This is a genomic window from Salinarchaeum laminariae, assembly GCF_023204835.1.
GTDB lineage: Archaea > Halobacteriota > Halobacteria > Halobacteriales > Salinarchaeaceae > Salinarchaeum > Salinarchaeum laminariae.
This window is the reverse complement of record NZ_CP096270.1, coordinates 3,040,873-3,053,754: the sequence shown is the minus strand read 5'-3', so window position 1 is coordinate 3,053,754 and position 12,882 is coordinate 3,040,873. Positions and strand designations below refer to the sequence as shown.

At 65.8% G+C, this 12,882-nt stretch carries 15 protein-coding genes; 9 read left to right on the top strand and 6 right to left on the bottom strand.

All coding sequences use genetic code 11. The annotated features are described in order from the left end of the window. The first annotated feature begins 20 nt into the window (after positions 1-20). Together arlJ and MXF70_RS14550 are read left to right on the top strand one after the other, a co-directional pair. Positions 21-1,763 carry an archaellar assembly protein ArlJ/FlaJ gene (gene arlJ / locus MXF70_RS14555; RefSeq protein ID WP_248516428.1) on the top strand — a complete coding sequence of 581 codons (1,743 nt, stop codon included), beginning with the start codon at positions 21-23 and terminating at the stop codon, positions 1,761-1,763. 132 nt (positions 1,764-1,895) lie between these two features. After that, the gene (locus tag MXF70_RS14550) at positions 1,896-2,543 is read left to right on the top strand and encodes a DUF7095 family protein (RefSeq protein ID WP_248516427.1); all 648 of its coding nucleotides are present in this window, start codon (positions 1,896-1,898) and stop codon (positions 2,541-2,543) included. Between the two features lie 36 nt (positions 2,544-2,579). Here MXF70_RS14550 and MXF70_RS14545 read toward each other — a convergent pair whose 3' ends face one another. The 5 genes from MXF70_RS14545 to MXF70_RS14525 all read right to left on the bottom strand — a co-directional run bounded on the left by MXF70_RS14545 (position 2,580) and on the right by MXF70_RS14525 (position 6,681). Then, positions 2,580-3,854 (bottom strand): ParA family protein, encoded by a 1,275-nt coding sequence (locus MXF70_RS14545; protein ID WP_248516426.1) that lies wholly within the window; start codon positions 3,852-3,854, stop codon positions 2,580-2,582. Between the two features lie 105 nt (positions 3,855-3,959). Continuing rightward, complete coding sequence (locus tag MXF70_RS14540) at positions 3,960-4,790, bottom strand: class I SAM-dependent methyltransferase (protein WP_248516425.1); 831 nt, start codon at positions 4,788-4,790, stop codon at positions 3,960-3,962. A 100-nt stretch (positions 4,791-4,890) separates the two neighbouring features. Beyond that, positions 4,891-5,349, bottom strand: coding sequence for a GNAT family N-acetyltransferase (locus MXF70_RS14535; protein WP_248516424.1), 459 nt, complete (start codon positions 5,347-5,349; stop codon positions 4,891-4,893). Between the two features lie 48 nt (positions 5,350-5,397). Next, complete coding sequence (gene samp2, locus MXF70_RS14530; RefSeq protein ID WP_248516423.1) at positions 5,398-5,598, bottom strand: ubiquitin-like small modifier protein SAMP2; 201 nt, start codon at positions 5,596-5,598, stop codon at positions 5,398-5,400. Positions 5,599-6,021: 423 nt separating this feature from the next. Next, on the bottom strand, positions 6,022-6,681 hold the full coding sequence (locus MXF70_RS14525) for a potassium channel family protein (RefSeq protein WP_248516422.1): 660 nt from the start codon (positions 6,679-6,681) through the stop codon (positions 6,022-6,024). Positions 6,682-6,856: 175 nt separating this feature from the next. On the opposite strand from MXF70_RS14525, the gene MXF70_RS14520 reads away from it, so the two are divergent. The 6 genes from MXF70_RS14520 to pyrF all read left to right on the top strand — a co-directional run bounded on the left by MXF70_RS14520 (position 6,857) and on the right by pyrF (position 11,821). Continuing rightward, the gene (locus MXF70_RS14520; RefSeq protein ID WP_248516421.1) at positions 6,857-7,039 is read left to right on the top strand and encodes a hypothetical protein; all 183 of its coding nucleotides are present in this window, start codon (positions 6,857-6,859) and stop codon (positions 7,037-7,039) included. A gap of 279 nt (positions 7,040-7,318) precedes the next feature. Continuing rightward, positions 7,319-8,215, top strand: coding sequence for a protein translocase subunit SecF (gene secF / locus MXF70_RS14515; RefSeq protein ID WP_248516420.1), 897 nt, complete (start codon positions 7,319-7,321; stop codon positions 8,213-8,215). Beyond that, positions 8,212-9,816 (top strand): preprotein translocase subunit SecD family protein, encoded by a 1,605-nt coding sequence (locus tag MXF70_RS14510; RefSeq protein WP_248516419.1) that lies wholly within the window; start codon positions 8,212-8,214, stop codon positions 9,814-9,816. Before secF ends, MXF70_RS14510 begins: the two co-directional genes overlap by 4 nt. 137 nt (positions 9,817-9,953) lie before the next feature. Beyond that, positions 9,954-10,406, top strand: coding sequence for a DUF2240 family protein (locus MXF70_RS14505; RefSeq protein ID WP_248516418.1), 453 nt, complete (start codon positions 9,954-9,956; stop codon positions 10,404-10,406). Between the two features lie 91 nt (positions 10,407-10,497). Next, a complete protein-coding gene (locus MXF70_RS14500) occupies positions 10,498-10,977 on the top strand; it encodes a DUF7993 family protein (protein WP_248516417.1) in 480 nt (159 codons plus the stop codon). Positions 10,978-11,002: 25 nt separating this feature from the next. Beyond that, a complete protein-coding gene (pyrF, locus tag MXF70_RS14495; protein WP_248518412.1) occupies positions 11,003-11,821 on the top strand; it encodes an orotidine-5'-phosphate decarboxylase in 819 nt (272 codons plus the stop codon). A 65-nt stretch (positions 11,822-11,886) separates the two neighbouring features. On the opposite strand, the gene MXF70_RS14490 is transcribed toward pyrF, so the two are convergent. Beyond that, on the bottom strand, positions 11,887-12,078 hold the full coding sequence (locus MXF70_RS14490) for a hypothetical protein (RefSeq protein WP_248516416.1): 192 nt from the start codon (positions 12,076-12,078) through the stop codon (positions 11,887-11,889). A gap of 167 nt (positions 12,079-12,245) precedes the next feature. On the opposite strand from MXF70_RS14490, the gene MXF70_RS14485 reads away from it, so the two are divergent. Beyond that, positions 12,246-12,854: a DnaJ domain-containing protein gene (locus MXF70_RS14485; RefSeq protein WP_248516415.1), complete on the top strand. Its 609-nt coding sequence runs from the start codon at positions 12,246-12,248 to the stop codon at positions 12,852-12,854. Positions 12,855-12,882 lie beyond the last annotated feature (28 nt).

Below are 12,882 nucleotides of genomic sequence, written 5' to 3'. Positions count from 1 at the left end.
CGATCGAGGTGGTCGTAGCCGTGTCTACCTCCGGCACCAACCCCGGTGCAGTCCGTGGCAATCTGCTGCTCGGAGCCCGGGCAATCGCCGACTCCTACGACGAGATGGAGATGCCGATGGAGCGGTACCTCCTGCTCGTCATCGCGCCGGCTGCTTCCTTTTTCATCTTCACGCTCGTAGCAACGCTCCAGGTACCGCTGCCGCTCGTCCTCCGGCTACCGATCCCTGCGCTGGGCTTTCTGGGCGTCGTCGCGGCGGTGATATATCCGAAGCTCTCTCAGAACCGGGCGAAAGCCGCGATCGGCGATCGACTGCATCTGTTCGTCACGCACATGACGATCCTCGCGACGACGAACATCGACCGCGTGGTCGTCTTCCGGAAACTGGCGAACGAAGACGAGTACGGTCCTCTCGCCGACGAAATGCGACGCATCGTCGAACTGGTCGACACCTGGAACCAGAGCCTCGACGACGCCTGCCGGATGCGCGCTCGACAGGTGCCAAACGATTCGCTCGGCGACTTCCTCGAACGGCTAGCGTACACTCTCAACGCGGGGCAAGAGCTGGGCGACTTCCTGCTGGCCGAGCAGGACATGATCATCCGGAACTACGTGACGCACTACCGGAGCAGTCTGGACAACCTGGAGGTGCTGAAGGATCTCTACCTCTCGATGATCCTCTCGATGACGTTCGCACTGGTCTTCGCGGTCGTCCTCCCGATCCTCACCGGATCGAACCCGATGGTCATGGTGGCCGCCGTGATCATCATGTTCCTGATGGTCCAGATCGGGTTCCTCTACGCGGTCCGGGTGATGACCCCGAACGACCCGGTCTGGTACCAGGACAGCGACAAGCGCCTACCGTACGATCTTCGCGTCACGGTGACCATCGTCGTCGCCGTGGTGCTCGTGGTAGTGATCGGTCTCGTCGCGATTCTCTCGGCGCTGCGGATTCCGCCGCTCCCGCCGGGGCTTCACGAATCGATCCCGCTGCCGTTCTACATCGCGATTCCGATCACACCCCTGCTGCTTCCCGGGATCGTGATCCGGCAGGAGGAACAGCGCATTCGGGGTCGCGACGAGGAGTTCGCGAGCTTCATCAGGGCGCTAGGAGCCAGCGAGAGCGTCAAACAGTCCACGACCTCGAACGTGCTCTCGACGCTTCGAACCCGCAACTTCGGTGCGCTATCGGACGCCATCGACAACCTCTACAAACGACTCAACATCCGGATCGACACGCTCTGGGCGTGGGACTACTTCGCGGCCGAGTCACACTCCTACCTCATCCAGAAGTTCAGCGAGATGTACGTCGTCGGCCGCGAGATGGGTGGCGAACCGAAGGTGCTCGGCGAACTGATCTCGAAGAACATGAGCGAGGTGCTCCAGCTTCGCGAGCAGCGCGCCCAGTCGACGGTGACCTTCGTCGGTCTGCTCTATGGGATCACCGCCGCGGCAACCTTCGCGTTCTTCATCGGGCTGGAGGTCGTCAACGTCCTGACCGCGATGTCCGCCGGCATCCAGACCCCGGACAACATGGCCGTCGGGAGCATCATCTACCCCGACATCTACAACGTCGTCCTGATCGAGTATTTCCTCCTGATGCTCGTGTTGCTCAACGCGCTCATCTCCTCGCTGATGATCCGGGCCGCCGACGGCGGAAACAGTGCCAACGCCTACATGCACTTCGTCTTGCTCACCTGGATCGGAGCAACCGTCGGCTGGTTCACCCGGGTCATGATCGGCGTCTTCCTGACGGTCGGATAGATCGTCGGCCGCCGAACCGGCCCCATCGTCGCGTTCGCTTCGGCAGGGTCGCCGCGGGGTCTTCGCAGCGATCATCGCTCCAGCGAGGCGCGATGCGCGGACGTTTTGCCGTCGGCGCCCTACCACTCTCGCATGGACAGAGACGCGGCCGTCGATCGCGTCGAGCGCCTCGTCGACACCGTCGTCGAGGAACGGATGCCCGTTCCCGTTCGCGAGCTCTGGGTCTACGGCGATCTCGCGCTCGGCGTGGATCCCGTCGACAGGCTCGACGTCTACGTGACGAAGGACGTGCTGCTCGAGGACGATAGCGACGTCGACGCTGGCGGGGTCGCAGAGACCACTGGCGTCGAGGGGATCGGGTCGACCGTCCGCGCCGACTGGGCTGTCGACCATCCCGAGTATCTCCGGTCGAACCCCAACGGCTACGCCGCACCAGAACGCTGTCTGGCCGCGCATCTGATCGAGGACGACGAGCCCATCCACCTGGAAGTCTGCAACACCGGGTTCGAGGACAACGTCACCCAGCGGCTTCGCGGCGCCGCAGCGCGGGAGGCTTACGAGCAGGTGCTCGATCCCCGCGGCGTCTGTCTCTGGGCAGAGGGCATGCGAAGCGAGACTGCCTTCGAGAAACTCCGAGAGTCCGCACTCCCGTTCCCACCGCTCTCCGACGCGCTCGAACAGCTCGGGCTCGACGCCGACGCGGCCGAGACAGCGGCACAGTCCGTACACTCCTGGCGTGAGGAACAGGAGGGCGCGACTGTCCGCGGCGACGTCGTATAGGGTCCGAACCGGTCGAGTGGTGTCGATCGTCGTGGGCTACTCGTCGGTGTCGGTCTCCTGGCGTTCCTTGACGCGCTGCATCGTCTCCTGAAACACGGCCTCGATCTCGTCGTCGGAGAGCGCCGCGGACTCCTCTTCCTCGTCGTCTCCTTTCTCATTCTGATCGCCATCTGACGTGGCAGACGGCTCCGCTTCGTCCCCGCTCGGTTCGCTCATTTCCGTTTCGTCCGCGTCCGATTCGTCTCCATCCGCTTCAGCCACGCCCCTATCCTCCGTGCCAGGTTCCTCAGGATCCGCCGTCGGTTCGACTGGTGTCGCGTCGTCGGGTGCAGGTTCGACGGGCTGGGGGTCTGGAGTCTCGAATCCTGCTTCGGCCGGTGAGGATGCGTCGGTCGTCTCGTCGTCGGACGGCTCGATCGCGTCGTCGACTCCGGTCTCGGACGCCGTCGACGGGGCCACATCGTCGTCTGCCGTGGTAGTTTCGTCTTCGCTGGTTCCAGGCGCGGGGTCACCGTCGTCTTCGCCGCTCGCCCCCTCGCCCATCTCTGGTCCCGTCTCCTGGCCAGCCGCTCGATTGGATCTCGCAGCAGCACCCGGTGGAATCACCGGCTCGTCGTGGTCGGTCTCTCTGACCCGAAGCGCGAGCTTCCAGACGCAGGTCGCGATCGGGCTATCTGGCTCCGCGCGGAGTACGGAGCTCCCCGACTCCGCGGCAGCACCGACCGTCGCATCTTCGGGTAGCACTCCCAGAACGGGCGCGTCGACCGACTCCATCGCCTCGAGCGCATCGTCGACTTCCTTGTGTGGGACCCGATTTGCGATCACGCCGCGAATCGGCACGTCAAAGGCGCTCGACAGTGATGCGGGCTCGGAAACGGCTCCGGCTACGTCGGGGTCCGTGACGATGGCGACCTCGTCGGCGTGGCCCAGCCACGGCGAGCGCGCGGGCGACATCGAACAGCCACAGTCGATCAGCACGAACTCGAAGCGCTCCCGGAGCGACTCGTAGAACGTATCGACGGCGTCGGGGCGGACGGCACCCCAGTTCGTCGTCGGATCCGTCGGGAACGCCGCCACGTCGTGGGGACCGGTGGCCTGTACGTCGGCAGGGGTCGTTCCCCGTCGGAGGGCATCGGCCAGTTCGCCCTCGCCGTCGACGTCGATCGCGTCGGCGATTCGCGATCCCTCTTCCGTCGCGTCCACGAGTGCGACGCGACGGCGCTGTTCGCCGAGCGCCGTCCCGAGGGCAGTTACGACCGTCGTCGTGCCGGCGCCGGCGATGGTCCCAGCGACGGCGATGACGGTGCTCATTGCGCGTAGCTACCGACTGCCAGGGCATAATGATTGCTTCGAGAAAGAAACATTTTGTAGCAGCGTCCGATTCCCATCGATAGTAGTGGCTACGGTTCCCCGGTCTCAGTCGCTCTGAGATGCGTCATCCGCTGCCGGCACGCTGCCCACTGTGACGTAGAAGGGCACCAGTTCACGCCGTCGGTACGCATCCTCACCGACCTGCGTGATCGCCTCCCTGCCCACTGCCCGCCATCGTTCCCGGAGTTCGTCGTACGCTGCTGCAGAGAGACCCCCGGCGAGCAGTGTCTCGCGATCACCGGCGAGCCCCTCGCCGCTGGCCGTTCGACGGACTGCTTCTAGGTCGTCCTCGGCGTAGGGCGGTTCGATCGTTCGGACGTGATCGTAGCGGGCCGTCCGAACGTCCGTGAGTCCAGCCTCCCTGAAGGCCTCCCGCGTTCCCGCACCACCGAGGGCGACGTCGGTCCCGACGCCACGGCGGTACGCGGTTCGCGCTTCGGCGGCGAGCTTCGCCTCCGCGTCGACCGTCGATTCGACCGTCACGTCGGCGTTGTCGGGTTCGATCGCAGCGACGTCGTCGCTAGCGACGCGAGCGAACTCCGCGACCGCTGCCGCCGGGTCGGGAAGGTTGATCAACAGCGCCTGACAGACGACCAGATCGACTGCGTTCTGGGTGGCGGGCAGTCGGAGCGCGTCGCCCGCGAGTGGCTCCCAGTCGCCACTCCGACCGGCGGCAAGCAGGTCGGGATCCGCGTCGAGGCCGTAGACCGACCCCGGCGATTCCTCGGCGAGCACTCGCGTCAGTTCGCCCGTTCCGCAGCCGACGTCGAGCACTCGCTCGCGATCGGCGAGCGCTAGCCCCGCGAGCGCCTCGCGGGAATCCGCCCACATCCCGCGACGGGTGCTCGTGAGATACTCTGCGGAGAACTCGCGCACGGACGAGTGGTCGGGGGCCGCCGGCAAAAGCGCCTCGTCTGCCCGGTTTCGCCGCACGCTTTCACTGCCTGGTTCAGCTGCCCGCCTCCACTCACCTTCGCTACCGTTCGTCGTCACCGCCCGCGGCGCGCTCGCGAAGGAACGCCCACCACCGATCGTCATCGCCCGCTTGCCGGCACTCAGCCCCCAGCGATTCGTAGAACGACAGGACGCGTTCGTCGAAGGTTGCGGTCAACGGTCCCCAGCGTCGACTGGCCGTTTGGAGCAGCGCACTGCCGATTCCGCTCCGACGGCGTTTGCGTCGAACCGCGATGGCCTCGACGTGAGCGCTCGCTTGCCATTCGGCTGGCGGTGATGGATCCGCCGACCCCGAGGCGTCGACCACGACCGCACCGACGACGGCACCGTCCCTCCTCGCGACGAGTACGGTTCCCGTCGCGATGCGCTCTCGCAGGTCAGGATGTTCGAGGAGCGCACCGTCGAGCACCCGGCTCACCGGAACGTGGTCCTCCTCGGTGGCGGTCTCGATCGACATCCCCGGCGGCACGCCGTCTGCCATACTGGTCGATCGGGCGTACTGGGAAAAAGTCGTCCGGTCGGCTGTGCCCTACCCGCCCTTCACGAGCTGGAGCACGGAGACGGCGTCTGCGTCGACCGGGGCGTCGGCGGGCACCGGCTGGCCGTCGACGAGCGCGGTCGCCTCGTGGCGCGAACAGTCGACTGCGTCGAGCAGGTCGCCGTAGGTGGCGTCGTCGGGGAGGCGCACCTCGCGAGCGTCGTCTCCAGCCACCGTGACGACCACGTCCATGGGTGATCGGACGCGCGCGACTCAGAAGAACGTCTCGCCTTCGACCGGGGCTCGGCGCTACGGGCCACGAGCGATCGGGCCGAGGCTGGTGGGTTGCTGTGATACGAAGATATCCGCGGTTGGAGGTTCATCCCGCCGCAGTCACGCGCTCGTCTGACGCGGATTTATTACCAACACTCCCATCGGCATCGACCGGGCGCGCACTGCTGCCCACTCCCCATCCTCTCGAGCGCGCCCGCACCACACTCTCCCATTCGATTCCGCTCGACCGTTTCGGACGGCGGCTCACCGCCGTCCGCTTCGATCTGTGGGAACTGGACTGCGCTGCCTGCCTCGACAGTACTCCAGCAACGCCGATCACGGAGCTGTCGCTGGGGTCGATTGTGACCGCGACAACGGCCCGTGGCTCCGAGCTGGCCCCGTCTAGCTCTCGCCGAGCAGCGCCTCGCGAACGCCGTCGACCCGCTCGGTCTCGACGATGACTGCGACGCGATCGCCTGCCGCCAGCTCGGTTCCCGGTAGCGGAATCGTCAGCGCGTCGTGTGAGCGCCCGTGCGCGTAGATCCGTCCCGAGGGCGGCAGATCGACCTCACTGACTCGCTTGCCGACTGCCGGCGCGTCCTCGTGGATCTCGAAGACGCTCAGCTGGAGGTTCTCTGTGAGATCTGCAATCACGTTGAACGTCCCGCCCAGCAGCGCGGTCTTCGCACCGGCAGCGCCGAGGCGTTCGGGGTAGATGATCTCGTCGACGTCGTCTGCGTACTTCTGGTAGATCTCCTCGCGGTAGTCCTCGTCGATGCGGAGGACGGTCCGGCAACCGTGGTGTTTGCCGATCATACACGCCGCGAAGTTGGTGTTGAGATCGCCGGTGAGCCCTCCGAGGGCGTCGACGGACTCGAGGTCGATCCCATCGTAGGCGTCTTCGCTGGAGCCGTCGCCTTCGTGGACCTCGAAATCCTCCATCCGTGCTCGCTCGATCTTCTCCTGGTCGTTCTCGATCAGCAGGACTTCGTGACCCTCCTCCTGCAGGATGCGTGCGGTCCGGGCGCCGACGCGCCCGTAGCCGACGATGACGAACTTCATACCACATGGGTTGGGGCAGGGACATATATACGGTCGGGTGATGGCCGTTCGCCAGTGCTGTCTCGGTGGACGAACTCCCATCAACCTGTGTTACCCGACGCCGAGATCCCGACGATCGTCCAGTGGTCGCCCCCGACCGGCACCACTAAAGTGACCGGGCTGCCGACGGACTGGTATGCGACCAGAGGACGCAATCCGCCGCCGTCTCGAAGAGCTCGAGGCGCGCTACGACGAGAACGACCCGCCATCCTCGCCGACCGCCGACGAGCTGGAGGTCGAGTTGCTCCGCGCGATCGCCGAACTCGAGTGGGTGCTCGACGAGCGCGACGACCCACAGGAGCTGCCGCCCGACGTCTGATTGCTCGCGATCCGGCCGATCGCCACGCTGGGCCGGTACGAGCGGTCGACAGAGGACGTTCTTCGGACTGATTCGTCGTATTCTACACCGATCCGTCGCTCATGAGGCAGGGCCCGATCGGTGCTGGCCTCCTGGTATCTTGTCCCGTCCTCGGCGTCTCGCCGGGCCTTGTCGTGGACAGCACCTCGCTGCTCACGGATGCACCGACGGGAAGCGTACGATTCGGTCGCCGCGAGCGGTATAACAAGGCTTATTCGGCAAGCTGTCGGAGCCGCTGGCATGCGTAGTTTCGACGTACCGGAACCGGATTACGACCGGTACACCAATCGCCAGCTCCTCGCGGTCCCGCTGGTGATTCTCGCACTCGCTCTCCTCGTCGTGGGCGCGAACGTGTTCCTGATTGGGGCCCCTGCACCGCTTGGCATCGAGTTCACCGGTGGGACGGAGCTGACCGTCGACACCACGGACGACGTAAGTACCATCGAGTCTGCGTTCGACACGGAGCCGACGGACATCCAGACCTCCCAGACGCAGTCCGATCGCTACTTCGTCACGTTCGGACCAGAAGCGGGTGACGGCGACACCTCGCTACAAGAACAGGCAAACGAGCAGCTGGAACCGTCCCAGGAGGGCGGCGACGTCGTCCAGGGAGTCAACACCTTCGACGCGACGTTCGCGGAGAACACCCAGCAGCTGGCGCTCATCGGGGTCGTCGTCGCCTTCCTCGGCATGAGCGTCATCGCCTTCGCGCTGTTTCGCGTGTTCGTTCCGAGCATCGCGATCGTCATCTCGGCGTTTTCGGACATCATGATCCCGCTCGCGCTGATGGGGCTGGTCGGCTACGAGCTGTCGCTCGGGACGGTGGCCGCACTCCTGATGCTGATCGGGTACAGCGTCGACTCCGACATCCTGCTCAACAACCACGTGCTCCGGCGGGGCACTGGCGGTGACTTCTACGACGACGTCTATCGAGCGATGCACACCGGCGTCACGATGACCGTGACCTCGATGGCTGCGATGGCGACGATGGCGATTGCGGCGTTCATCTTCGGTATTCCGCTCCTGTTGGCCATCGGGACGATCCTCTTCGTCGGACTCGCCGCTGACCTCATGAACACGTACATGCTCAACGTTGCGCTGTTGCGATGGTACCGGTTCGACGGGGTGAACCGATGAGCCTCCTCGGTCGAATCCGCACGAACTGGCGGATTCTGCTGCTCGTGGTCCTCCTGCTCGCGTCGATGTTCTTCCTGTTCGTCCCGGGGGCGCCGATCACCGGTGCTGCGGCGGACTCGGGCGGCTCGAACAACGCGACTGCGGCCGTCTCGAACATCCAGTTCGGAATCGATCTGGCCGGCGGTGCTCGGATCTCAGCACCCCCGCACGGCTATATTGCGACTGACGTACAGGTAACCGACCAGAACGATCAGGCGATAAAACAGGCGATCACCAACACGACCACAGCCGAAGAGGAGGACATCGTTACCTCCGTCGCCTACGGGTCCAGATCCGGGTTCCCGAGTGACGCGGTCGAAGTGCGGGCCGACGTCGAGCGGGCGGCGTTCCTGCAAGGGTTACAGAACGCAGGCCTCGACGTGCAAAACGGCGATATCCGACACGGGGTCTCCAAATACACACTCGACGAAATCATCGCGACGGTGGACGATCGTCTCGGCGAGACCGGTTTCGGTGGCAGTACGGTCACACGTGCACAGTCACCGAACGAGCCGCGCGATCGGGTCCAGATCGAGTCGCCGGGACAGACGATCGACGGGCTAAAGAATCTGCTCGATTCGCAGGGCGAAGTCGCCATCGTCGCCTACTACCCGGGCGAGAACGGCACGGGCGCCCAGAACGAGACGCTGCTCACTCAGAAGGACTTCGAGGCGGGGAGCGTCGACACGGAGGGCCCGCGCCCTGCAGTTCCCGTCACGCTGACTCAGTCAGCTGCGGCGGAGATGACTCAGTCCATGCAGGAGTCCGGCTTCGCCGAGGGGAGCTTGAACACCGCAAACGCCTGCAACACCAATGACCTCCAGCCGGGTGAGTACTGTCTGCTCACCCAGGTCGACGGCGAAACCGTCTACAGCTCGCCGCTCTCTCCTGATCTCGCGAACAGCTTCATCGACGGGTCCTTCACCGATAGCCGTCAGTTCATCGTCGAGGCTCCCGACATCTCGACCGCGCAGGACCTCCTCATCGACATGCGCGCAGGTGCGCTGCCGACCACGCTCGACTTCGACGAATCAACGGAGGAAATGGTTAGCCCCACCCTCGCAGAGGACTTCCGTCGGAACTCGCTGATCACCGGGCTCCTCGCCGTCCTCGCAGTCGTGCTCACCGTGTTCGCACGCTACGGCGATCCCCGGGTCGCGGTGCCGATGGCGGCAACGGCGCTCTCGGAGGTCGTCATCCTCCTCGGGTTCGCCGCGGCCATCGGCTGGGCGATCGAGCTCTCTCACGTCGCCGGGTTCATCGCCGTCATCGGAACGGGGGTGGACGACCTCATCATTATCGCCGACGAGGTGAAGGCCCAGGGTGAGGTCACCTCCCAGCGCGTTTTCCAGAACCGGTTCCGGAAGGCGTTCTGGGTTATCGGCGCGGCCGCCGCCACGACGATTATCGCGATGAGCCCGCTGGCCATCCTCGACCTCGGACAGCTGCGTGGGTTCGCGATCATCACGATCCTGGGCGTGCTGCTCGGGGTCGCCGTCAGCCGACCGGCCTACGGGAGCATCCTCCGGTCGCTGACCACCGACAGTAACCGACGCTCCTGAAGGGCTCCGAGGCTCGCTGCCCCGCTACGCTTTTCGCGGCTCGTCCGTTCCTGCCACCCTTCGAACTCGATCACTATCCATCGATTCGATACCCCGCATCGCCAGCTTCAATACGCCGTCACGCCCAACAGCTATCGATGGATCTGCGGCGGACCGTGGCGGCACCGTTTCGCCAGCGCGGGGTGGACGAACTGGGGGAGAGCGAGTTCGTCGCGGCGATCGCGATGGATCGCCGGTGGTACTCACCCGCACAGTCGAAACGCCTCCTCGACGTCGCCGCGGGCGAGGGGCTCATCGAACGATCCGACGACGCCGTTTCTCCGACGTTCGACGTCGGCGAGACGACGATTCCCGAGGAGTTCTCCCCCGGCGAGGAGCTCCTGCGCGATCGCTCGACGTTCGAACGCGTACTCGACGTGTTGACCGAGGCGGGCCACGAGAAGCGGGAGGCAGTCGCCGGGATCAATCAGCTGCAAGGTGATCTTGGCGTGACAATCGAGGCGGCTGCGGTTTTCTACGCACGCAAGCAGGGCGAGCCGGTGACGGATATCGCCGAGCGGTCGCTCGACGAACTGGGCAGCGACGAGTGAACTCCGTCCGTTTTTCCAGTCGCTACCGACCACCAGCCGGTGAGCGTCGGTGACCGCGGCGCACAAGTATGCGGCACGGAGAGTACCCCGTATGGTCGAGGAGCGGCTCAGCGACGGCTATCGCATCGGCGAGCTGCTCGCTTCGGAAATCGACGGCAGGCGTCGTGGCGCGCTGGGGGATCTCGTGGTCGCCAACGCCGACCGAACCGTCGAGGGAACGCCCGCAGGCGAACGCGCCTACGACGTACGTTTGGTCGAGGATGCGGGCGATTCGAGCCGAGACCCGCGCCGCGAACCGACCGAGCAGGACGTCGGTGCGCTGTTCGCCCGCGTGTTCGTCCACGAGACCGGCGCGACGCTCGTTCTCGAACCACCGTCCTCCCGATCCTCTCAGTCCGGTTCCTCGTCTGCAATCGACGCGGCGCGAGCGGCAGCCGACGCGGCAGACCTCGACGCCGATTCCCAGTGGGACACCGATGGGATCGCCGTTCGCCTCGCGTACGGCGCGCAGTCCAAACGGGCGCTCGACGTGCTCGAGGCTGCGGTCGAGGAGAGCGATGGTAACGGGTAAAGCCCGGGCGGTCACAGTCGCTGGCATGGACTGCTTCGATCGGCTCGCCGACCGGGTCGCCTCCGCCGACAGCCTGCTCTGCGTCGGGCTCGACCCCGATCCAGATCGGCTTCCCGCGGCCGTCGCCGACCACGATCTTCCACGGTGGGCGTTCAACCGCCGGATCATCGATGCCACCGCCGAACACGCTGCAGCGTTCAAGCCCAACGCCGCATTCTACGAAGATCCCGACGGGTGGCGCGCACTCGAGGAGACCCTCGCCTACGCCGAAGGGACAGGCGTCCCCGTCATCCTCGACGCGAAGCGTGCCGACATCGGGAACACTGCCCGGCAGTACGCGAAACTGCTCGACCGGGTGGACGCGATCACCGCGAACCCCTACATGGGTGAGGACTCCCTCCAGCCGTTCCTCTCCCACGAGTCGGCGGCAACCTTCGTCCTCTGTCGGACCTCGAACCCCGGCGGCGCCGACCTCCAGTCGCTCGAACTGGAGGACGGCGGGCAGGTCTACGAACGCGTCGCCGACCTCGCATCCGAATGGGACGACGGCAACGTTGGCCTCGTCGTCGGTGCCACGGCACCCGACGAGCTCGAGGAAGTTCGCGAACGCGTCCCCGAACTCCCCTTCCTCGTTCCAGGCGTCGGCGCCCAGGGCGGCGACGTCGAGGCGGCTGTCGAACACGGCGTTGCCGCATCTGGCCCGTACGAGGGCGTCGGTCTCGTCAACTCCACCCGTGGGATCATCTTCTCCTGGGAGGACGCACACGTTCCCGAAGACGAGTTCGCCAAGGCGGCTGGCAGCGCAGCTGCGACCCTCAAGCGCCGCCTCAACGAGTACCGGTAGCGTCCGACGGCCGGTGTGAGCTACCCGGCTACCGACCTGATGTCGCTCGCTGTTGGATTCTGATTCTAGAACTGAAACGTATCTCCTGACGGATCGACGTCCTCGCTGCCCTCGCCTCCGCGACCCTCGGCGGCACAGCTCGTACAGTAGCCGAGCGCCTCTGCGAAGTGCTCGCGACAGACGACGGTGCCACACCGATCGCATCTGTGCACAGCCTGTGCGCTCTGGCAGACTTCACAGAGGCCGGAGACGCTCATGTATCGAAATACGCCGTACAGACGTTTGAATCCACGGCCGGCCCGACCAGCAGCGGACTGCACCGGCGCACGTCGCTCACTCACACCCTCTCTCCCGTTCTTTCTCGAGCCGGCCCCCTGGCCGCGATCGGCGAGGGGCTTAACGCGATCGGCCACCAATCAGATGTGTGTACTCGGTGCTGCTCGGCTGGCTGGCGGCGCTCTTCGCAGTGATGGCAGCGCTGCTCACGCTCGCCGCCGTCGTCGTTGGGTGGCCGGTACTGCTGCTGGCAGTGCCGCTCGCGGGCGTCGCCTACCTCTTCTGGTATCACGCCACCGGTCGGCTGACCGAGCGACTACGCCAGCAGGCCCGACACGGGGCTGGTGGCGAAACGGCCGGGCAGCGCCGTCGACGTGCGTCGGCGACGGGCTTTGGCCCCCAGAACGACGGCCGATGGCGCGAGCGTGGCACCGACTGGCGCGACAAACGCCGCCGAGCGCAGCGCCGCACGGAGGCCGGGCGCCGCGGCGCTCGCGGACGTAGAACTCGGAGACGAGGGTTCGGCACGGAAGCAGGTGGTTCAGCGGGGTATTACGGGCAGGCGTCCTCCGCGCAGGCCGGTATGTCACCGGATCGGGCACGCGGCGTTCTGGGGGTCCGTTCGGATGCGGACGCCGACGCCGTTCGGGACGCCTATCGGGAGAAGGTCAAGGAGACGCATCCGGATCGCGGCGGCTCGACGGAGTCGTTCAAACGGGTCAACGAGGCGTACGAGACGCTTACCGGCGCGGCCTGACGTTCGATGTCGGCGGTGGGGTGATATA

Excerpts from the sequence above, each read along its gene's own strand:
- MXF70_RS14550 (WP_248516427.1), top strand. The coding sequence starts at position 1,896 with ATGGACAGAGACGCGGCCGTCGATCGCGTCGAGCGCCTCGTCGACACC.
- MXF70_RS14545 (WP_248516426.1), bottom strand. The coding sequence starts at position 3,854 with ATGAGCACCGTCATCGCCGTCGCTGGGACCATCGCCGGCGCCGGCACG.
- MXF70_RS14535 (WP_248516424.1), bottom strand. The coding sequence starts at position 5,349 with ATGGCAGACGGCGTGCCGCCGGGGATGTCGATCGAGACCGCCACCGAG.
- samp2 (WP_248516423.1), bottom strand. The coding sequence starts at position 5,598 with ATGGACGTGGTCGTCACGGTGGCTGGAGACGACGCTCGCGAGGTGCGC.
- MXF70_RS14525 (WP_248516422.1), bottom strand. The coding sequence starts at position 6,681 with ATGAAGTTCGTCATCGTCGGCTACGGGCGCGTCGGCGCCCGGACCGCA.
- MXF70_RS14520 (WP_248516421.1), top strand. The coding sequence starts at position 6,857 with ATGCGACCAGAGGACGCAATCCGCCGCCGTCTCGAAGAGCTCGAGGCG.
- secF (WP_248516420.1), top strand. The coding sequence starts at position 7,319 with ATGCGTAGTTTCGACGTACCGGAACCGGATTACGACCGGTACACCAAT.
- MXF70_RS14510 (WP_248516419.1), top strand. The coding sequence starts at position 8,212 with ATGAGCCTCCTCGGTCGAATCCGCACGAACTGGCGGATTCTGCTGCTC.
- MXF70_RS14505 (WP_248516418.1), top strand. The coding sequence starts at position 9,954 with ATGGATCTGCGGCGGACCGTGGCGGCACCGTTTCGCCAGCGCGGGGTG.
- MXF70_RS14500 (WP_248516417.1), top strand. The coding sequence starts at position 10,498 with ATGGTCGAGGAGCGGCTCAGCGACGGCTATCGCATCGGCGAGCTGCTC.
- pyrF (WP_248518412.1), top strand. The coding sequence starts at position 11,003 with ATGGACTGCTTCGATCGGCTCGCCGACCGGGTCGCCTCCGCCGACAGC.
- MXF70_RS14490 (WP_248516416.1), bottom strand. The coding sequence starts at position 12,078 with ATGAGCGTCTCCGGCCTCTGTGAAGTCTGCCAGAGCGCACAGGCTGTG.